Origin of the sequence: Pseudomonas sp. EGD-AK9, assembly GCF_000465935.2 — a bacterium.
Lineage (GTDB): Bacteria > Pseudomonadota > Gammaproteobacteria > Pseudomonadales > Pseudomonadaceae > Aquipseudomonas.
Genome location: NZ_AVOF01000074.1, coordinates 12,669 through 31,756 on the forward strand (window position 1 = coordinate 12,669; position 19,088 = coordinate 31,756).

Below are 19,088 nucleotides of genomic sequence, written 5' to 3' on the forward strand. Positions count from 1 at the left end.
GCAGCGCGCTGCCCGGCGCGCTCGCTCAACGAGCCGGCAGGATCGCGTTGGGGTCGAGGTAGAACATCTTCTTCCAGCCCTGGGTCGAGTCGTCCGCGCGCCAGGGCAGCGGCAGCAGGCTGACGATCGAGTAGTGCAGATGCGCCGGTTTGCCGCGGGCGTTGCCACTGTCGCCGACCGAGCCCAGCACGCTGCCGGTCAGCAGCGGCTGGCCCGGAAAGACCTCGACGCTGTGCAGGTGGGCGTAGTAATGAATGCGCCACTTCGGCCCCAGGGCGACGACCACCTTGCCGCCCTGCTCGATCTCGCCGCGAAACAGCACCAGGCCGTAGCTGCTGGAGCGCACCGGCGTGCCGAGCCTGGCGAAGATGTCGATGCCCTTGTGCACGCCGGAGCGTCCCCAGGGCTCGAACCAGAAGGTCTGCGGATTCCAGTCCCGGGCGCTGGCGCCGTCCACCGGAATCCGCGGCCATTCCGGCAGCAAGGCCCAGAGCAGCAGCAGCCCGGGCAGTATCCAGCGTTTGCCTGGTGGCATCCTTGCCGGCTCCGTCAGGTCTTCTTGGTCGGCCGCTTCCAGCCTTCGATATTGCGCTGCTTGGCGCGGCCGACGGCCAGGGTGTCGGCCGGCACGTCGGCGGTGATGGTCGAGCCGGCACCGGTGGTGGCGCGGTCGCCGAGGGTAACCGGCGCTACCAGCGCGCTGTTGGAGCCGATAAACACGTCCTCGCCCATCACCGTGCGGAACTTGTTGGCGCCGTCGTAGTTGCAGGTGATGGTGCCGGCGCCGATATTGGTCCGCGCGCCGATCTCGGCGTCGCCCAGGTAGCTCAGGTGGCCGGCCTTGGCGCCCTCGCCGAGCACCGCGTTCTTCAGCTCGACGAAGTTGCCGACATGGGCCTTGGCCCCCAGTCTGGCGCCAGGGCGCAGGCGGGCGAACGGACCGCAGTCGGCGCCCTCGCCCAGCTCGGCGCCTTCCAGGTGGCTGTTGGCCTTGACGATGGCGCCCTTGCGCAGGGTCGAGTCCTTGATCACGCAGTTCGGGCCGATCTGTACGTCATCCTCGATCAGCACCTGGCCTTCGAGAATCACGTTGACGTCGATCAGCACGTCGCGGCCCACCGTCACCTCGCCACGCAGGTCGAAACGCGCCGGGTCGCGCAGGGTCACGCCCTGGGCCATCAAGCGCCGCGCCGCGCGCTGCTGGTAGTGGCGCTCCAGCTCGGCGAGCTGGATGCGGTCGTTGGCGCCCTGCACTTCCATGGCGTCCTGAGGCTGCTCGGTGGCCACCAGCAGGCCGTCGGCCACGGCCATGGCGATCACGTCGGTGAGGTAGTACTCGCCCTGGGCGTTGCTGTTGGACAGGCGGCCGAGCCAGTCGCCCAGGCGCTTGCCGGGCACGGCGAGGATGCCGGTATTGCCCTCGCAGATCTGCCGCTGCTCGGGGGTGGCGTCCTTGTGCTCGACTATGGCCTGCACCACGCCAGCGGCGTCGCGGACGATACGGCCATAGCCGGTGGGGTCGACCAGGTCGACGGTGAGCAGGGCCAGTTGCTCGTCGGCTACCTTGGCCAGCAGGCGCTGCAGGGTCTCGGCTTCGATCAGCGGCACGTCGCCGTAGAGGATCAGCACGCGCTCGGCACTCAAGGCCGGCAGCGCCTGGGCCACGGCATGGCCGGTGCCGAGCTGCTCGGCCTGCAGGACGAAGTTGAGGTCGTCGGCAGCCAGACGCTCGCGTACCCGCTCGGCGCCATGGCCGATCACCACGTGGATGCCTTGCGGCTGCAGCTGACGGGCGGTGGCGATCACGTGGCCGAGCATGGACTGGCCGGCGACCGGGTGCAGGACCTTGGGCAGGGCGGAACGCATGCGCGTGCCCTGACCGGCGGCGAGGATAACGATATCGAGCGACATGGAAGCAGATCCTATCTGTAGCCCGGATCAGGTCCGGGGGTGATCGTCCCGGATTGCATCCGGGCTACTGACTGACAAAGGTAAAAACGGCGGACAAAGAAAAAGGGTAGCCAAGGCTACCCTTTCTCCCAACGCGGTTGAAGCCGCCGACGTTAGCCGCCGAACTTCTTGCGCAGCTGCTGGACGGTACGCAGCTGGGCCGCGACCTCCGCCAGGTGAGAAGCGGCGGAACCGTAGTCGAATTCCGCGCCCTGCTGGTGCAGGGCCTTCTCGGCGGCCTTGAGGGCCTCCTGGGCGGCGGCCTCGTCGATATCGGCAGCACGCTGCACGGTGTCGGCGAGAACCTTGACCATGTTCGGCTGCACTTCGAGGAAGCCACCGGAGATGTAGTACACCTCGGCTTCGCCGCCCTGCTTGATCAGGCGGATCGGACCCGGCTTGAGGTCGGTGATCAGCGGCGCGTGGCCCGGAGCGATACCCAGATCACCCAGGTTGCCGTGCGCAATCACCATCTCGACCAGGCCGGAGAAGATCTCCGCTTCCGCGCTGACGATATCGCAATGGACTGTCATAGCCATACGCTTGCCTCACGTGACAGGCTGTGGACAAGTTTATCCACAACCTGATGCGCCCGTCGCCGGGCGCATAGGGTGATTACAGTTTCTTCGCCTTCTCGATGGCTTCTTCGATGCCGCCAACCATGTAGAACGCTTGTTCCGGCAGGTGGTCGTAGTCGCCCTTGAGAATGCCGCTGAAGCCGGCGATGGTGTCCTTGAGGGACACGTACTTGCCCGGCGAACCGGTGAAGACTTCGGCCACGAAGAACGGCTGGGACAGGAAACGCTGGATCTTACGAGCGCGCGATACCAGCTGCTTGTCCGACTCGGACAGCTCGTCCATACCGAGGATGGCGATGATGTCCTTCAGTTCCTTGTAACGCTGCAGCACGTACTGAACGCCACGAGCGGTCTCGTAGTGTTCGTTGCCGATGACGTTCGGGTCCAGCTGACGGCTGGTGGAGTCCAGCGGGTCAACGGCCGGGTAGATACCCAGGGAAGCGATGTCACGGGACAGTACGACGGTGGCGTCCAAGTGGGCGAAGGTGGTCGCCGGGCTCGGGTCGGTCAGGTCGTCCGCAGGTACGTAGACGGCCTGGATCGAGGTGATCGAGCCTTTCTTGGTGGAGGTGATGCGCTCCTGCAGAACGCCCATCTCTTCGGCCAGGGTCGGCTGGTAACCTACTGCCGACGGCATACGGCCGAGCAGTGCGGATACTTCGGTACCGGCCAGGGTGTAACGGTAGATGTTGTCGACGAACAGCAGTACGTCGCGACCTTCGTCACGGAACTTCTCGGCCATGGTCAGGCCGGTCAGCGCCACGCGCAGACGGTTGCCTGGCGGCTCGTTCATCTGACCGTAGACCAGGGCTACCTTGTCGAGAACGTTGGAGTCCTTCATCTCGTGGTAGAAGTCGTTACCCTCACGGGTACGCTCGCCCACACCGGCGAACACGGAATAACCGCTGTGCTCGATGGCGATGTTACGGATCAGTTCCATCATGTTCACGGTCTTGCCGACGCCGGCGCCACCGAACAGACCGACCTTACCGCCCTTGGCGAACGGGCAGACCAGGTCGATCACCTTGATGCCGGTTTCCAGCAGCTCGTTGCCGCCGGCTTGCTCGGCATAGCTCGGCGCAGCGCGGTGGATTTCCCACTGCTCTTCTTCGCCAATCGGGCCGGCTTCGTCGATCGGGTTGCCCAGCACGTCCATGATCCGGCCCAGGGTCGCTTTACCGACCGGTACCGAGATGGCCTTGTGGGTGCGGGTGACGTCCAGGCCACGCTTGAGGCCTTCGGTCGAACCCATCGCAATGGAACGCACCACGCCGTCGCCCAGCTGCTGCTGAACTTCCAGGGTGGTTTCGGCGCCGACTACTTTCAGCGCCTCGTATACGGCTGGCACCTGATCACGCGGGAATTCCACGTCGATAACGGCGCCGATGATTTGAACGATACGTCCGCTACTCATCTTTGGTTCCTCTGAATATTTGAACCGTTCTTAAACCGCGGCAGCGCCGCCGACGATTTCCGAAATCTCTTGGGTGATCGCTGCCTGACGCGCCTTGTTGTAGATCAGCTGCAAATCGCTGATCAGTTCACCGGCGTTGTCGGTGGCGTTCTTCATCGCGATCATCCGCGCAGCCTGCTCGGCCGCGTTGTTCTCGACCACCGCCTGGTACACCTGCGATTCGACGTAGCGAACCATCAGACCGTCGAGCAGCTCCTTGGCATCGGGCTCGTACAGATAGTCCCAGTGATGCTTGAGCTCTTGATCCGGATCGGCCACCAGCGGAATCAACTGTTCCACCGTCGGCTTCTGCGTCATGGTGTTGATGAACTTGTTCGAGACCACGGACAGACGGTCGATACGCCCTTCGAGGTAGGCATCGAGCATGACCTTGACGCTACCGATCAGGTCGTTGATCGAAGGCTCCTCGCCGAGGTGGCTGATCGCAGCAACCACATTGCCACCAAAGTTGCGGAAGAATGCCGCGCCCTTGGAGCCAATCACGCAGAGATCGATCTCCACGCCTTGCTCGCGATCTTTCGCCATGTCCCTGACCAGGGCCTTGAACAGGTTGGTGTTCAGACCACCGCACAGACCGCGGTCACTGCTCACCACCACATAACCGGCACGTTTTACTTCGCGCTCGACCATGAAGGGATGGCGGTACTCCGGGTTGGCGTTGGCCAGATGACCAATCACCTGGCGGATACGCTCCGCGTAGGGACGGCTAGCTGCCATGCGCTGTTGTGCCTTGCGCATCTTGCTGACCGCCACCTTTTCCATGGCGCTGGTGATCTTCTGCGTGCTTTTGATGCTCGCAATCTTGCTGCGAATCTCTTTTGCGCCTGCCATTTGACACCTATCGGGTTAGCAGGCGGGCGTCTCGCGACGCCCGCTGCGGCTTACCAGGTTTGGGTGGCCTTGAACTTCTCGATACCAGCCTTGATGCCGGCGTCGATTTCGTCGTTGAAGTCACCTTTCACGTTGATCTTGGCCATAAGATCGGCCAGCTCACGATTGAAGTAGCCCAGCAGGGCCGCTTCGAAGGCGCCAACTTTGTTCACTTCCACGTCGGTCAGGAAGCCGCGCTCGGCAGCGTACAGCGATACGGACATGTCGGCGATCGACATGGGCGCGTACTGCTTCTGCTTCATCAGTTCGGTGACACGCTGACCGTGCTCGAGCTGCTTGCGGGTGGCTTCGTCCAGGTCAGAGGCGAACTGGGCGAAGGCCGCCAGTTCACGGTACTGAGCCAGGGCGGTACGGATACCACCGGAGAGCTTCTTGATGATCTTGGTCTGCGCGGCGCCACCCACACGGGATACCGAGATACCGGCGTTGACCGCCGGACGGATACCCGAGTTGAACATGGCCGATTCCAGGAAGATCTGACCGTCGGTGATGGAGATCACGTTGGTCGGAACGAACGCGGAAACGTCGCCAGCCTGGGTTTCGATGATCGGCAGAGCGGTCAGCGAACCGGTCTTGCCAGTCACGGCGCCATTGGTGAACTTCTCGACGTACTCTTCGGAAACGCGGGAAGCGCGCTCCAGCAGACGGCTGTGGAGATAGAACACGTCGCCCGGGTAGGCTTCGCGGCCCGGCGGACGGCGCAGCAGCAGGGAGATCTGACGGTAGGCCACGGCCTGCTTGGACAGGTCGTCGTACACGATCAGGGCGTCTTCACCGCGGTCGCGGAAGTATTCGCCCATGGTGCAGCCGGCGTACGGCGCGAGGAACTGCAGGGCCGCCGATTCCGAAGCCGAAGCCGCCACCACGATGGTGTTGGCCAGGGCGCCGGCTTCTTCCAGCTTGCGCACCACGTTGGCGATGGTCGATTGCTTCTGACCGATGGCCACGTAGACGCAGCGGATGCCGCTGTTCTTCTGGTTGATGATGGCGTCGACGGCCAGGGCGGTCTTGCCGATCTGACGGTCGCCGATGATCAGCTCGCGCTGGCCACGGCCGACCGGGATCATGGCATCGACCGACTTGTAACCGGTCTGCACCGGCTGGTCGACCGACTTACGCCAGATCACGCCCGGAGCGACTTTCTCGACGGCGTCGGTGGCTTGAGCGTTGATCGGGCCTTTGCCGTCGATCGGGTTGCCCAGGGCATCGACCACGCGGCCCAGCAGTTCCGGACCAACCGGGACTTCCAGGATGCGGCCGGTGCACTTGGCGCTCATGCCTTCGGCCAGGCTGGTGTAAGCACCCAGCACGACGGCGCCGACGGAGTCTTGCTCCAGGTTCAGCGCCATACCGTAGACGCCGCCCGGGAACTCGATCATTTCGCCGTACATGACGTCGGCGAGACCGTGAATGCGCACGATGCCGTCGGAGACGGAAACGATGGTGCCTTCGTTGCGGGCTTGGGAGGCGACGTCGAGTTTCTCGATGCGCCCCTTGATGATTTCACTAATTTCGGAAGGATTGAGTTGCTGCATAGCTCTGCTGCCCCTTCAAACTCAAGATTTCAATGCTTCGGCCAGCTTCGCGAGTTTGCCGCGAACTGAGCCATCGATAACCAGGTCGCCGGCGCGGATCAGTACACCACCGATCAAGGTGGCATCTTCCGCGGCGTGCAGACGCACTTCTCGGCCGAGCCGTGCACTGAGAACCTTGGCGAGTTTGTCTTGCTGTTCATCGCTCAATGCGAAGGCACTGGTGACATCCACGTCGATCGACTTCTCCTGTTCGGCCTTGTACAGCTCGAACTGGGCGAAGATGTCCGGCAACAGGGCCAGACGGTCGTTCTCGGCGACGACATGGATGAAGTTCTGTGCCTGGGCGTCGAACTTGTCGCCACACACCTCGATGAAGGCGGTGGCCTTTTCTGTACTCGTCAGACGCGGGGCCTTGAGCACGCGCTGCATGGTGTCGTCGAGCGACACCGCTGCAGCCAGGCCGAGCATGGCTGACCAATTGGCCAGTTGCTGGTGGGCCTGGGCGTGCTCGAAGGCAGCCTTAGCGTAAGGTCGGGCCAGCGTGGTCAGTTCTGCCATGATCGCGCCCTCGCTTAAATTTCGGCTGCCAGTTTGTTAACCAGCTCCGCATGCGCGCTTTGGTCGATGGATGCGCCCAGGATCTTCTCCGCACCGCTGACCGCCAGACTGCCCACTTGGGCGCGCAGGGCGTCTTTGATGCCGTTGATTTCCTGTTCGATCTCGGCCTGAGCCTGAGCCTTCACACGGTCAGCTTCGCCACGGGCCTGATCACGGGCTTCGTCGACGATCTGCGCCGCGCGCTTCTTGGCCTGCTCGATGATTTCGGCAGCCTGACCTTTGGCGTCGCGCAGTTGCTGGGCCACTTTCTCGTGGGCCAGCTCCAGATCACGAGCCGCGCGGTTGGCAGCGTCCAAGCCGTCTGCGATCTTCTTCTGGCGTTCCTGCAGAGCCGTAATGACCGGAGGCCATACGAACTTCATGCAGAACAGCACGAAGATGAAGAAGGCAACGGACTGGCCAATCAGGGTTGCATTAATGTTCACGCCAACACCTCGCTCGTTCGTTGTCCGTCACACCAATTCACTCGGAAGCGAGTGAATCAGCCTGCGATTTGACCAACGAAGGGGTTCGCGAAGGTGAAGAACAGTGCGATACCAACACCGATCATGGTCACGGCGTCGAGCAGACCGGCGACGATGAACATTTTCACTTGCAGCATCGGAACCATTTCCGGCTGACGCGCAGCGCCTTCCAGGAACTTGCCACCCAGCAGACCGAAACCGATGGCGGTACCCAGGGCACCCAGGCCGATCAGCAGTGCAACGGCGATAGCGGTCAAACCAACTACAGTTTCCATTTTTCCTCCCGACTTACAGTCGTATTGGTTAAGGTTTTTGTTGAAGCGGTAAAGCGAAATCGTTTGTTTACAGCTGCCCCGAGGCCGTGGCCGCGGGGTTTGTCCTGGCAGGCGCCGCCTGGGGCAACGCCGCGGAACTTGTTACGGCTTAGTGGTTATCTTCGTGCGCCATCGACAGGTAGACGATGGTCAGCATCATGAAGATGAACGCTTGCAGCACGATGATCAGGATGTGGAAGATGGCCCAGGCCAGCTGCAGCACACCGCCCAGACCGCCGAGCAGCAGGCCGCCGCTGTACATGATGGCGATCAGGATGAAGATCAGTTCGCCGGCATACAGGTTGCCGAACAGACGCAGGGCCAGGGACACCGGCTTGGCGATCAGGGTGACGAACTCGAGCAGGAAGTTCACCGGGATCAGCAGGATCTTCATGGCGATGTTGTTCGAGCTGAACGGGTGCATGGTCAGCTCGCCGAGGAAACCGCCGATGCCCTTGACCTTGACGCTGTAGAACAGGATCAGGGCGAACACCGACAGGGCCAGGCCCAGAGTGGCGTTCGGGTCGGTGGTCGGTACCACGCGGAAGTACAGGTGCGGGTCGCCGGCGATGGTGGCGGCCAGCATCGGCAGCCAGTCGACCGGGATCAGGTCCATGAAGTTCATCAAGAAGACCCAGACGAAGATGGTCAGGGCCAGCGGGGCGATCAGCGGGTTACGCCCGTGGAAGGTGTCCTTGACGCTGCCGTCGACGAACTCCACCAGCACTTCGACGAAGTTCTGCAGGCCGCCCGGTTGCCCGGACGTCGCTTTCCTCGCCGCCAGGCGGAACAGAAGAATGAAGATCAGGCCGAGCACCACCGACACCGCCAGGGTATCGACGTGGAAGGCCCAGAAACCCATTTCCTGGGCTTCCTTTGCGGTGCGGGCGAAACTCCAGCCATTCACCGGATGCTGACCGAAGGTCAGGTTCGTCAGGTGGTGCTGGATGTAACCCGAAGCGGTATCTGCTGCCATTATTTGCCTCGAACGCTTTAAGGTCGTGAAAATTTTGTTATCAGCAACGGGGCGAACCAGCTGACCAGCAGGGTCAGCAGGTAGACACCGAACAGAACCGGTGCCTCCAGGGGTTTCACGCCCGCAAACGTCAGTGCGAACAGCACGAAAGTCAGAATCAGTTTTCCCGCTTCGCCCGCATAGAACGAACGGACGATCTCTCTAGCCGCCCGCGCGCCGCTGAAGCGGAACGCCTTGTGGGCGAAATACAGATTCGGCAACCAGGCGATCATGCCGCCCAACAACGCCGAATAACCGGCAACGCTCCCCAGCGATTGCCACGCCACCAATGCGGCCAACAGCAGCACGATCAACTGTGCCAGCAGAACCGGGAACACCGGTAAACGATGGAAGGGCCGGCGCTTCGGCATACGGCGTTCCATCAACTGGGTTCCTCGACTCTCGACCGCTTTAACTCAATGAATTGGCATAAAAAGTGCCAACAAAATTGCGCGCAGAGTATAGGGGGCCTATCCCCCCCATTCAACTGCCGGGTAGTGATTTCCGACCGTGCGCTACATGGCCAGATGTGGCCAATTGTTTCAGCGGATATGGGCGAGCACGCCCTGCAATTCGTCGAGGGAGTTGTAGCGGATCACCAGCTGACCCTTGCCCTTGCTGCCGTGTTTTATCTGCACAGGCGAGCCTAGACGCTCCGCCAGGCGCTGTTCGAGGCGACTGATGTCCGGATCGGCCTTGGCCTTGGTCGGTGCCGGCTTGGCTGTCAGCCACTGGCGCACCAGGGCTTCGGTCTGACGAACGGTGAGGCCGCGTGCGACAACGTGTCGCGCCGCTTCCACCTGCTGTTCCAGGGGTAAACCGAGCAACGCGCGGGCATGGCCCATCTCCAGGTCGCCGTGCGACAGCAGGGTCTTGATCTCCTCCGGCAGGGCGATCAGGCGCAGCAGGTTGGTGATGGTGACGCGCGACTTGCCGACGGCATCGGCGACCTGCTGCTGGGTCAGCTCGAACTCCTGCTGCAGGCGCTGCAGGGCCACGGCTTCCTCGATCGGGTTGAGGTCTTCGCGCTGGATGTTCTCGATCAGCGCCATGGCGATGGCGGCTTCGTCCGGCAGTTCGCGGACCATGGCCGGGATCTTGTCCTGACCGGCCAGCTGGCTGGCCCGCCAGCGCCGTTCACCGGCGACGATCTCGAAGCGACCGCCGCCGATGGGGCGTAGGACTATGGGTTGCATCACGCCCTGGGCGCGGATCGAGGCGGCCAGCTCTTCCAGGGCGGTCTGGTCCATGTCGCGGCGCGGCTGGTACTTGCCGCGCTGGATCAGCTCCAGCGGCACGTACTGCAGTTCGCGATTGTCGACCTGGGCGGCCTCTTCCTGCAGGGCGGCGACACTGGTGCCGCCGAGCAGGGCGTCCAGGCCTCGTCCCAGACCTCGTTTCTTCGCAGCCATGCGGGGGTTCCTTAAGCGGTAGCGGTTTTCGCGGCGGAGCGCTGACGGCGCACCAGTTCGCCGGCCAGCGCCAGGTAGGCGATGGCGCCACGGGATTGTTTGTCGTAAACCAGCGCCGGCATGCCGAAGCTCGGCGCCTCGGCCAGGCGCACGTTGCGCGGGATCACCGCGTCGTACAGCTTGTCGCCGAAGTGTTCCTTGAGCTGGGCGCTGACGTCGTTGGTCAGGCTGATGCGCGGGTCGTACATGGTGCGCAGCAGGCCTTCGATCTGCAGCTTGGGATTGAGCAGCTGGGCGATGCGCTGGATGCTGTTGACCAGATCCGAGAGGCCCTCGAGCGCGTAGTACTCGCACTGCATGGGAATGATCACGCCGTCGGCGGCGACCAGGGCGTTGATGGTCAGCATCGACAGCGAAGGCGGGCAGTCGATGAGGACGTAGTCGTAGTTCTCGCGGATCGGCGCCAGGGCGTAACGCAGGCGGCTCTCCTTCATCTTCATCTCGAGCAGGGCGACCTCCGCGGCGGTGAGGTCGCGGTTGGCCGGCAGCAGCTGGTAGCCGCCGTGCTCGGAGAACTGCATGGCCTGGCCGAGGTCGCATTCGCCGATCAGCACGTCGTAGATCGAGTGCTCCAGGCCGTGCTTGTCGACGCCGCTGCCCATGGTCGCGTTGCCCTGCGGGTCGAGATCGATCAGCAGCACCCGGCGCTTGGTCGCCACCAGCGAGGCGGCCAGGTTGATGCACGTCGTGGTCTTGCCCACCCCGCCTTTCTGGTTGGCGATCGCGAATACCTTGGCCATCTTCTTTCCCCTTAGACCGAGCGACGCAGTATCAACAGATGGCGCTGGCCTTGGCAACCGGGAACCCGCAGCACGTGGGTGGCACTGAGACGGAAGTCCGCCGGCAGCGCCTGCAGCTCGTCGTCCGGGTGCACGCCCTTCATCGCCAGCCAGTGGGTGTCGGCGCTGCCGAGGTGGCGGGTCCAGGTGCTGAAGTCTTCCAGGCTGCTGAAGGCTCGCGAGCTGATGCCGTCGAACGGCCGCTCGGGCTGAAACGCCTCGACCCGGCTGTGGACAACTTCGAGGTTGGCGAGTTTCAGCTCCAGCTTCACCTGGATCAGGAAGCGGGTCTTCTTGCCGTTGGAGTCGAGCAGGGTGAAACGCCGCTCGGGGAACAGGATCGCCAAGGGAATGCCGGGCATGCCGCCGCCGCTGCCGACGTCCAGCCAGTTGTCGCCGAGCTCGGCGACGAAGGGCACTACCGACAGGCTGTCGAGCAGGTGGCGCGACACCATCTCGTCGGGGTCGCGCACGGCGGTGAGGTTGTAGGCCTTGTTCCACTTGATCAGCAGGCCCAGGTAGGCGAGCAGCTGTTCCTGCTGGCGGGCGCTGAGCTCGATGCCCAGTTCGCGGGCGCCCTGCAGCAGTTCTTCGGCGTGATGCTGAGTGACCGACATCAGGCGCTGTGCTCCAGCTTCTGCCCGGCGCTGCGCTTTTTCAGATGAATCAGCAGCAGGGAGATCGCCGCCGGGGTGACCCCAGGAATGCGCGAGGCCTGGCCGAGGGTCGCCGGACGGGTGTTGCCCAGCTTGAACTGGATTTCCTTGGACAGCCCGGAGATGGCGGCGTAGTCCAGGTCCTGCGGCAGCTTGGTGTCCTCGCTGGCGCGAAGCTTGGCGATCTCGTCCTGCTGGCGATCGATATAGCCGGCGTACTTGGTCTTAATCTCGACCTGCTCGGCCACCTGGTTATCCACAGCCGGGGACTCGGTCACCTCGGCCAGGGTGGCGTAGTCGATCTCGGGACGCGCCAGCAGGTTGAGCAGGTTGTATTCGTGGGTCAGCGGTGTGCCGAAGCGCGCGGCGATGGCATCGCCCTGCGGCGTGCCCGGGCGCACCCAGGTGCTCTTCAGGCGCTGCTCTTCCTGGGCGATGCCTTCGCGCTTGGCCTCGAAGGCGGCCCAGCGTTCGTCGTCCACCAGGCCCAGCTCGCGGCCCTTCTCGGTCAGGCGCAGGTCGGCGTTGTCCTCGCGCAGGATCAGCCGGTATTCGGCGCGCGAGGTGAACATGCGGTACGGCTCCTGGGTGCCGAGGGTGATCAGGTCGTCGACCAGCACGCCGATATAGGCCTCGTCGCGACGCGGGCACCAGGCGTCCTTGCCCAGGGCGCGCAGCGCGGCGTTGCAGCCGGCCAGCAGGCCCTGGGCACCGGCTTCTTCGTAGCCGGTGGTGCCGTTGATCTGGCCGGCGAAGAACAGGCCGCCGATGACCTTGGTCTCCAGGCTGTACTTCAGATCGCGCGGGTCGAAGTAGTCGTATTCGATGGCGTAGCCGGGGCGCACGATATGGGCGTTCTCCATGCCGCGGATGCTGCGCACGATCTGCAGTTGCACGTCGAACGGCAGCGAGGTGGAGATGCCGTTGGGATACAGCTCGTGGGTGGTCAGGCCCTCGGGCTCGATAAACACCTGGTGGCTGTCCTTGTCGGCGAACCGGTGGATCTTGTCCTCGATCGACGGGCAGTAACGCGGACCCACGCCTTCGATCACGCCCGAGTACATCGGCGAACGGTCGAGGTTGGCGGCGATGATCTCGTGGGTACGCGCGTTGGTGTGGGTGATCCAGCAACTGATCTGCTTCGGTTGATGTTCGCGCTTACCGAGGAAGGACATCAGCGGCGTCGGGGTGTCGCCCGGTTGCTCGGTCATCAGCGAAAAATCTACTGATCTGCCGTCGATGCGCGGCGGGGTGCCGGTCTTCAGCCGACCGACGCGCAGCGGCAGCTCGCGCAGACGCTGGGCCAAGGCGATGGAAGGCGGATCGCCGGCGCGGCCGCCGGAGTAGTTCTGCAGACCGATGTGGATAAGTCCGCCGAGGAAGGTGCCTGTGGTCAACACCACGGAATCCGCGTGGAACCTGAGCCCCATCTGGGTGACCACGCCTTTGACCTGGGCGTTTTCCACAATCAGGTCGTCGGCCGCCTGTTGAAAAATCCACAGGTTGGCCTGGTTCTCCAGAATCTCGCGCACCGCCGCCTTGTACAGCACGCGGTCGGCCTGGGCGCGGGTGGCGCGTACCGCCGGGCCCTTGCGGCTGTTGAGCACGCGGAATTGGATGCCGCCCTTGTCGGTAGCGGTGGCCATGGCCCCGCCGAGCGCATCGATTTCCTTGACCAGGTGGCTCTTGCCGATCCCGCCGATGGCCGGGTTGCAGCTCATCTGGCCAAGGGTCTCGACATTGTGGGTGAGCAGCAGGGTCTTCACGCCCATGCGTGCGGCAGCCAGGGCTGCCTCGGTACCGGCATGACCGCCGCCGATCACGATCACGTCAAAACGGGAAGGGAAATCCACCACGCACCTCGTGCCTGTTGAGAAAGGGGGTCTTTTAGAAAGGCGGCAAGTATAGGGACATCGGCCTCTTGAATGAAGCCTTCTGCACAAAAAATAGCCAGTCCGATTGCAGCCGGTTGGGTACAGATGCCTATCGCCTCTCACCGGTCCCGCTCGGCTTTGAGCGCTGTGAGCTTATAAAGAAAAGAAAGAGAGATTTTTTATAAAGCTTGTTCTTTATGTTTATGTATAGCGCACGCCCTTTCTGTGGATAACAGGCTGTAGCCCTTGCCATTGCTGCGGTACAGCCAATGATAAGGCTGTGCCGTTCCTGCAGGGTTCCACTGGGAAAGCTGGTCATCCGCTGTGGATGAAATGGCAGGTTATACACAGGGGGATTTACGCCCAGCTTTGTCAGCCGGTTATGGGCAGGGCTTAGGGGCGGTTTTCCACAGGGTTTAATTGGGCTCTGAGTAAGTCGAAAACAGCTCCCCAGGTTGCAGACGAGCGCGCGTAGCCCGGACGAAATCCGGGGGAGATCGAGGTATCGAGGTTCAAGGGATGAACGCGAGGCGCGCAGTGGCAGGAGCCAAGGGAGCCCCTGGCCTTTATTCGCAAGCTTGACGCCCTTTCCGCGGATGAATCCGCTCCTACGAAGGGCAGCGGCGCCTTGCTATTTACCGATGCAGAAGCTGGAGAAGATGCGCCCCAGCAGATCGTCCGAGCTGAAGGCACCGGTGATCTCGCCCAGGGCCTGCTGGGCCAGGCGCAGGTCCTCGGCGAGCAGTTCGCCGGCGCCCATCAGGGTCAGCTGGTTGCGGCCGTGCTCGAGGTGCTGCTCGGCCTGGTGCAGTGCTTCCAGATGCCGACGCCGCGCACTGAAACCGCTCTCGGCGGTCTGTTGATAACCCATGCAGGCCTTCAGGTGCTCGCGCAGCAGCTCCAGGCCATCCGCCGACTTGGCCGACAGACTGAGGGTGACGTGGCCGTCGGCGCAGGTCTGCAGCGCCACGCTCTCGCCGGACAGATCGGCCTTGTTGCGGATCAGGGTGACCCGCGTCGGATCGGGGCGCTGTTCGAGGAATTCCGGCCACAGGGCGAAGGGATCGGCCGCCTCCGGTGCGGTGGAGTCCACCACCAGCAGCACCCGGTCGGCCTCGCCGATGGCCTTGAGCGCGCGCTCCACGCCGATGCGTTCCACCTGGTCATCGGTATCGCGTAGGCCGGCGGTGTCGACCACATGCAGCGGCATGCCGTCGATGTGGATATGTTCGCGCAGCACGTCGCGGGTAGTGCCGGCGATCTCGGTGACGATGGCCGCCTCGCGTCCGGCCAGGGCATTGAGCAGGCTGGACTTGCCGGCATTGGGCCGGCCGGCGATGACCACCGTCATGCCGTCGCGCAGCAGGGCACCCTGGCCGGCCTCGCGCAGCACTGTGGATAAGTTTGCGCGCACGCCGTCGAGCTGGCTCAGCACATGGCCATCGGCGAGGAAATCGATTTCCTCCTCGGGAAAATCGATGGCGGCCTCGACGTAGATGCGCAGCTGGATCAGGGATTCGGTCAGCGCATGCACCCGCTTGGAGAACTCGCCCTGCAGCGAACGCAGGGCATTGCGCGCGGCCTGCTCGGAGCTGGCCTCGATCAGGTCGGCGATGGCCTCGGCCTGGGCCAGGTCGAGCTTGTCGTTGAGGAAGGCACGCTCGCTGAACTCGCCGGGGCGAGCCAGGCGGGCACCCAACTCCAGGCAGCGGCGCAGCAGCAGGTCGAGCACCACCGGGCCGCCATGGCCCTGCAGTTCCAGCACGTCTTCGCCGGTGAAGGAGTTCGGCCCGGGGAAGTAGATGGCCAGGCCTTCGTCCAGCGGTAGCTGTTGCTCGCCGAAGAACGGGCCGTGGTGGGCGAAGCGCGGCTTCAGCTCGCGTCGGCAGATGGCCTGGGCCAGCTGTCCGGCCAGCGGTCCGGACACCCGCACGATGCCGACGCCGCCGCGACCCTGGGCGGTGGCGACGGCGGCGATGGTGTCTCGGGCAAGGGGCATGGCATTTACTCGGTGATTGGCCGGGGCCAGGGTTCGCGAGCGGGGGACTGGGCGCCCCTCGCTCCTACAGATAGGGTGGACAGCAAAACGCCCCAATCATGGGGCGTCTGCTTGCAACTGGGAAGCCTTGGCCAATCAGGCGCTAGCTATCTTCGCTGCTGCTTCGATCTTGCGGGTGATGTACCACTGCTGGGCGATGGACAGGATGTTGTTGACCACCCAGTACAGCACCAGACCGGCCGGGAACCACAGGAAGAAGAAGGTGAAGATGATCGGCATCAGCTTCAGCACGCGCGCCTGCATGGGGTCCGGGGGCGTCGGGTTGAGCTGCTGCTGGATGAACATGGTGGCGCCCATGATGATCGGCAGGATGAAGAACGGATCCTTGATCGACAGGTCGGTGATCCACAGCAGCCACGGGGCCTGACGCATCTCCACGGATTCCAGCAGCACCCAGTAGAGGGCGAGGAACACCGGCATCTGCACCAGGATCGGCAGGCAGCCGCCCAGTGGGTTGATCTTCTCCTTCTTGTACAGCTCCATCATCGCCTGGGACATCTTCTGGCGATCGTCGCCGAACTGCTCCTTCAGCGCCTGCAGCTTGGGCGACACGGCGCGCATGCGGGCCATGGAGCGGTAGCTGGCGGCCGACAGCGGGAAGAAGATCAGCTTGATGATGATGGTCAGCACGATGATCGACCAGCCCCAGTTACCCAGCAGGCCGTGGATCACTTCCAGCAGCCAGAAGATCGGCTGGGCGAGGAACCACAGGAAGCCGTAGTCGACGGTCAGCTCCAGGCCTGGGGACAGGGTACCCAGGTGCTCCTGCAGCTTGGGGCCGGCATACAGGATGGCGCCGGTCTCGCCCTGGCTGCCGGCGGCGACCTGCACGGCCGGGCCGGTGAAGCCGACGATGTAGTTGCCCTGGCTGTCCTTGCGGGTCTGTACCAGGTTAGTGCTGTCCTTGCTCGGCACCCAGGCGGTGACGAAGTAGTGCTGCAGCCAGGCGACCCAGCCGCCCTGCACGGTTTCCTTGAAGGGCTGCTTGTCGATGTCCTTCATCGACACCTTCTTGTACGGCTCCTCGCTGGTCCACAGCGCTGCGCCCAGGTAGGTGGCGGTGCCGGTGGCGGTGGTGGAGGACGGATCGCCGCTGCTGTCGCGCTTGAGCTGGGCGAACAGGTTGCCGCTCCAGGCCTGATCGCTCTGGTTGTCGATCAGGTAGCGCACGTCGACCTGATAGGCGGAGGGGTCCACGCAACCGGGTTTCTTCAGCTGCTGCTCACGCGCCGAGCACTGCGGGTTGAGGCCGCGCTTGAAGCTGTAGCGCTTGATGTAGTTGACGCCGTTCTCGCTGTAGGTCAGGTCGACCACCAGGCTGTCCTGGCCGTCCGCCATCGCGTAGCTGGTTTTCTCGCTCGACCACAGGGCGCGACCGCTGGACTTGTCCGGGGCGTTCTGGCCGATCAGGCCGCTCTGCGCCAGGTAGGTGCGTTCGCCGCCGTTGTCGAACAGCTGGAAGGGCACGTCCGGGCGATCCTGACGGCGCGGGTACTGTGGCAGGCGCAGCTGCACGATATCGCCACCGCGCGGGTCGATGGCCAGATCCAGCACGTCGGTCTTTACGCGGATCAGCTCGTCGCTGGCGGCGGTAGTCGGCGCAACGGCAGCGGCGCTGGGTTCGGCCACGGCAGTGGGGATGTCGTCGCCGGCGGTTGCGGCATTGGCCGGAGTGTCCGGCAGGGCGGGCGTCGCGGCGGTCGAGGACTGTACCTCGGCCGGCAGGGCGGCCTGGCCGTAGTCCTCGTTCCATTGCAGGACCATGAGGTAGGACACGACTGCCAGGGCGACGATCAGGATCGAACGTTGGATATCCATGATTATTCGGCCATCGAAGGGGAACGGGAGGTTTTCACGGGAGGCACCGGGTCGAAGCCGCCGGCATTCCAGGGGTGGCAGCGACCGAGCCGGCGAGCCGCCAGCCAGCCGCCACGCAGGAAGCCATGTTGCTCGATGGCTTCGTAGGCATAGCAGGAACAGCTGGGATAGAAGCGACAATGACTGGCCATCAGCGGGCTGATGGCGTAGCGATACACCTGGATACAGGCTAGGGCCGCTTTACGCATGGGGATTGTCGCTTGTCCCGGGGGAGGCATGTGCGTCGCGACTGGGCCGGCTACGGGCCAGGCGTCTCCAGAGCTTGCCGAACTGCTGAGCGAGTTCGCCATTCTCCAGATCGCCGAGGCCCTTACGGGCGACCACCACTATGTCCCAGCCGACCAGGTCGTCCTGGTTCAGGCGGAAGGACTCGCGGATTTGACGCTTGATGCGGTTGCGCTCGACGGCGAGCTTGACGCTCTTCTTGCCGATCACCAGACCCAGGCGGGGATGATCGAGCTGGTTGTCGCGCGCTAGCAGCAGGACACTTTTGCCCGGAGCTTTGCCGCTTGGGGAGTCGAAGACTGCCTTGAATTGCCGGGGGGTCAGCAGACGCTTTTCCCGGCCGAAGCCTCGACTCACCACCTGTCTGGATGAATTAGACAGTCAGACGCTTGCGGCCCTTGGCGCGACGACGCGACAGGACGGCACGGCCGTTCTTGGTGGCCATGCGGGCACGGAAACCGTGGGTACGAGCGCGCTTGATGGTGCTGGGTTGGAAAGTGCGTTTCATGGTGCGTTACCTGGGTGATCGACTAGGGTCGGAATGACCCTGGTTTAAAGAGACCGGCAATTCTAGAGAAAGCCGCGCGGCAGGTCAATTTCCAACCAGCCTTTTCGCCAAATAGGAATAGAAAGAAGGAAAGGTTTAAAGCTCTTTTTCTATGTTGATAATGATTAGGCCGGCTTCCTTCTGTGGAGAACTGCCCGCAGCGCCCGCCATCCGTGGCCTTGCCGGGATGATAAGGTTGTCAGGAAACGGTGCCGGGCCTGTGTGCTCCCTGCGCACAGGCTGGGGGCAATCTGCCGGGTTACCCACAGGCAGGTTATCCGCTGTCCTGTCCCCAGGCTTTTGCAACGACTTCACGGGGCCTTATCCACAAGCTTGGACATGGCCCTGATAAGCCTGATGAATGCCAATAAGGCTTTGATTTTACTTGGCCATCTGCTCTGCGCCGTGTGGATAACTCCGCCTTGGGCGGCTACAATGACGGCTGTTTTTTGCATCGCCGCCTGGAAAGGGGATAGTCAGTGTCAGTGGAACTATGGCAGCAGTGCGTCGAGCTTCTGCGCGACGAGTTGCCGGCCCAGCAATTCAACACCTGGATCCGTCCTCTGCAGGTCGAAGCCGAAGGCGACGAGTTGCGCGTCTATGCGCCCAACCGCTTCGTGCTCGACTGGGTCAACGAGAAGTACCTGAGTCGCCTGCTCGAGCTGCTCGGCGAGCGTGCCAACGGCCTGGTGCCGGCGCTCTCTCTATTAATAGGCAGCAAACGCACTGCCGCGGCGCGGGTGGCGCCGAACGCACCAC

At 63.4% G+C, this 19,088-nt stretch carries 21 protein-coding genes; 1 reads left to right on the forward strand and 20 read right to left on the reverse strand.

Going from position 1 to position 19,088, the window contains the following annotated elements; translation table 11 throughout:
* Positions 1 to 25: 25 nt before the first annotated feature.
* The 20 genes from N878_RS04105 to rpmH all read right to left on the reverse strand — a co-directional run bounded on the left by N878_RS04105 (position 26) and on the right by rpmH (position 18,290).
* A complete protein-coding gene (locus N878_RS04105) occupies positions 26 to 535 on the reverse strand; it encodes a M23 family metallopeptidase (RefSeq protein WP_021442421.1) in 510 nt (169 codons plus the stop codon).
* A gap of 14 nt (positions 536 to 549) precedes the next feature.
* The gene (gene glmU, locus N878_RS04110) at positions 550 to 1,911 is read right to left on the reverse strand and encodes a bifunctional UDP-N-acetylglucosamine diphosphorylase/glucosamine-1-phosphate N-acetyltransferase GlmU (protein WP_021442422.1); all 1,362 of its coding nucleotides are present in this window, start codon (positions 1,909 to 1,911) and stop codon (positions 550 to 552) included.
* Positions 1,912 to 2,063: 152 nt separating this feature from the next.
* Positions 2,064 to 2,489 carry a F0F1 ATP synthase subunit epsilon gene (locus tag N878_RS04115; protein WP_031302723.1) on the reverse strand — a complete coding sequence of 142 codons (426 nt, stop codon included), beginning with the start codon at positions 2,487 to 2,489 and terminating at the stop codon, positions 2,064 to 2,066.
* 76 nt (positions 2,490 to 2,565) lie between these two features.
* The gene (gene atpD / locus N878_RS04120; RefSeq protein ID WP_021442424.1) at positions 2,566 to 3,942 is read right to left on the reverse strand and encodes a F0F1 ATP synthase subunit beta; all 1,377 of its coding nucleotides are present in this window, start codon (positions 3,940 to 3,942) and stop codon (positions 2,566 to 2,568) included.
* 30 nt (positions 3,943 to 3,972) lie between these two features.
* The gene (gene atpG / locus N878_RS04125) at positions 3,973 to 4,833 is read right to left on the reverse strand and encodes a F0F1 ATP synthase subunit gamma (protein ID WP_021442425.1); all 861 of its coding nucleotides are present in this window, start codon (positions 4,831 to 4,833) and stop codon (positions 3,973 to 3,975) included.
* A gap of 50 nt (positions 4,834 to 4,883) precedes the next feature.
* On the reverse strand, positions 4,884 to 6,428 hold the full coding sequence (gene atpA, locus N878_RS04130; protein ID WP_021442426.1) for a F0F1 ATP synthase subunit alpha: 1,545 nt from the start codon (positions 6,426 to 6,428) through the stop codon (positions 4,884 to 4,886).
* A gap of 21 nt (positions 6,429 to 6,449) precedes the next feature.
* Positions 6,450 to 6,986 (reverse strand): F0F1 ATP synthase subunit delta, encoded by a 537-nt coding sequence (locus tag N878_RS04135; protein WP_021442427.1) that lies wholly within the window; start codon positions 6,984 to 6,986, stop codon positions 6,450 to 6,452.
* 14 nt (positions 6,987 to 7,000) lie between these two features.
* On the reverse strand, positions 7,001 to 7,471 hold the full coding sequence (locus tag N878_RS04140) for a F0F1 ATP synthase subunit B (RefSeq protein ID WP_021442428.1): 471 nt from the start codon (positions 7,469 to 7,471) through the stop codon (positions 7,001 to 7,003).
* 56 nt (positions 7,472 to 7,527) lie between these two features.
* On the reverse strand, positions 7,528 to 7,785 hold the full coding sequence (gene atpE / locus N878_RS04145) for a F0F1 ATP synthase subunit C (protein ID WP_003097235.1): 258 nt from the start codon (positions 7,783 to 7,785) through the stop codon (positions 7,528 to 7,530).
* Positions 7,786 to 7,933: 148 nt separating this feature from the next.
* Positions 7,934 to 8,800 (reverse strand): F0F1 ATP synthase subunit A, encoded by an 867-nt coding sequence (gene atpB, locus N878_RS04150; RefSeq protein WP_021442429.1) that lies wholly within the window; start codon positions 8,798 to 8,800, stop codon positions 7,934 to 7,936.
* Positions 8,801 to 8,817: 17 nt separating this feature from the next.
* Positions 8,818 to 9,222: a F0F1 ATP synthase subunit I gene (locus tag N878_RS04155; protein ID WP_031302725.1), complete on the reverse strand. Its 405-nt coding sequence runs from the start codon at positions 9,220 to 9,222 to the stop codon at positions 8,818 to 8,820.
* 159 nt (positions 9,223 to 9,381) lie between these two features.
* Complete coding sequence (locus N878_RS04160) at positions 9,382 to 10,251, reverse strand: ParB/RepB/Spo0J family partition protein (RefSeq protein WP_021442431.1); 870 nt, start codon at positions 10,249 to 10,251, stop codon at positions 9,382 to 9,384.
* Positions 10,252 to 10,262: 11 nt separating this feature from the next.
* Positions 10,263 to 11,051, reverse strand: a complete 789-nt coding sequence (locus N878_RS04165; RefSeq protein WP_021442432.1) for a ParA family protein — start codon at positions 11,049 to 11,051, stop codon at positions 10,263 to 10,265.
* 11 nt (positions 11,052 to 11,062) lie between these two features.
* The gene (rsmG, locus tag N878_RS04170; protein ID WP_031302726.1) at positions 11,063 to 11,710 is read right to left on the reverse strand and encodes a 16S rRNA (guanine(527)-N(7))-methyltransferase RsmG; all 648 of its coding nucleotides are present in this window, start codon (positions 11,708 to 11,710) and stop codon (positions 11,063 to 11,065) included.
* Positions 11,707 to 13,599: a tRNA uridine-5-carboxymethylaminomethyl(34) synthesis enzyme MnmG gene (gene mnmG / locus N878_RS04175; RefSeq protein WP_031302727.1), complete on the reverse strand. Its 1,893-nt coding sequence runs from the start codon at positions 13,597 to 13,599 to the stop codon at positions 11,707 to 11,709. The genes rsmG and mnmG overlap by 4 nt, the downstream gene beginning before the upstream one ends.
* Before the next feature lie 652 nt (positions 13,600 to 14,251).
* Positions 14,252 to 15,619 carry a tRNA uridine-5-carboxymethylaminomethyl(34) synthesis GTPase MnmE gene (gene mnmE / locus N878_RS04180; RefSeq protein ID WP_021442435.1) on the reverse strand — a complete coding sequence of 456 codons (1,368 nt, stop codon included), beginning with the start codon at positions 15,617 to 15,619 and terminating at the stop codon, positions 14,252 to 14,254.
* A 135-nt stretch (positions 15,620 to 15,754) separates the two neighbouring features.
* Complete coding sequence (gene yidC, locus N878_RS04185) at positions 15,755 to 17,497, reverse strand: membrane protein insertase YidC (RefSeq protein ID WP_021442436.1); 1,743 nt, start codon at positions 17,495 to 17,497, stop codon at positions 15,755 to 15,757.
* 2 nt (positions 17,498 to 17,499) lie between these two features.
* The gene (gene yidD, locus N878_RS04190; RefSeq protein ID WP_013717990.1) at positions 17,500 to 17,745 is read right to left on the reverse strand and encodes a membrane protein insertion efficiency factor YidD; all 246 of its coding nucleotides are present in this window, start codon (positions 17,743 to 17,745) and stop codon (positions 17,500 to 17,502) included.
* Complete coding sequence (gene rnpA / locus N878_RS26615) at positions 17,738 to 18,142, reverse strand: ribonuclease P protein component (RefSeq protein WP_082457793.1); 405 nt, start codon at positions 18,140 to 18,142, stop codon at positions 17,738 to 17,740. The genes yidD and rnpA overlap by 8 nt, the downstream gene beginning before the upstream one ends.
* A gap of 13 nt (positions 18,143 to 18,155) precedes the next feature.
* The gene (gene rpmH, locus N878_RS04200) at positions 18,156 to 18,290 is read right to left on the reverse strand and encodes a 50S ribosomal protein L34 (RefSeq protein WP_003246698.1); all 135 of its coding nucleotides are present in this window, start codon (positions 18,288 to 18,290) and stop codon (positions 18,156 to 18,158) included.
* 518 nt (positions 18,291 to 18,808) lie between these two features.
* Between rpmH and N878_RS04205 the strand changes: the two genes are divergently transcribed.
* Positions 18,809 to 19,088 (forward strand): DnaA N-terminal domain-containing protein (locus N878_RS04205; RefSeq protein ID WP_305728919.1); only part of this gene is annotated, 280 nt, incomplete at its 3' end.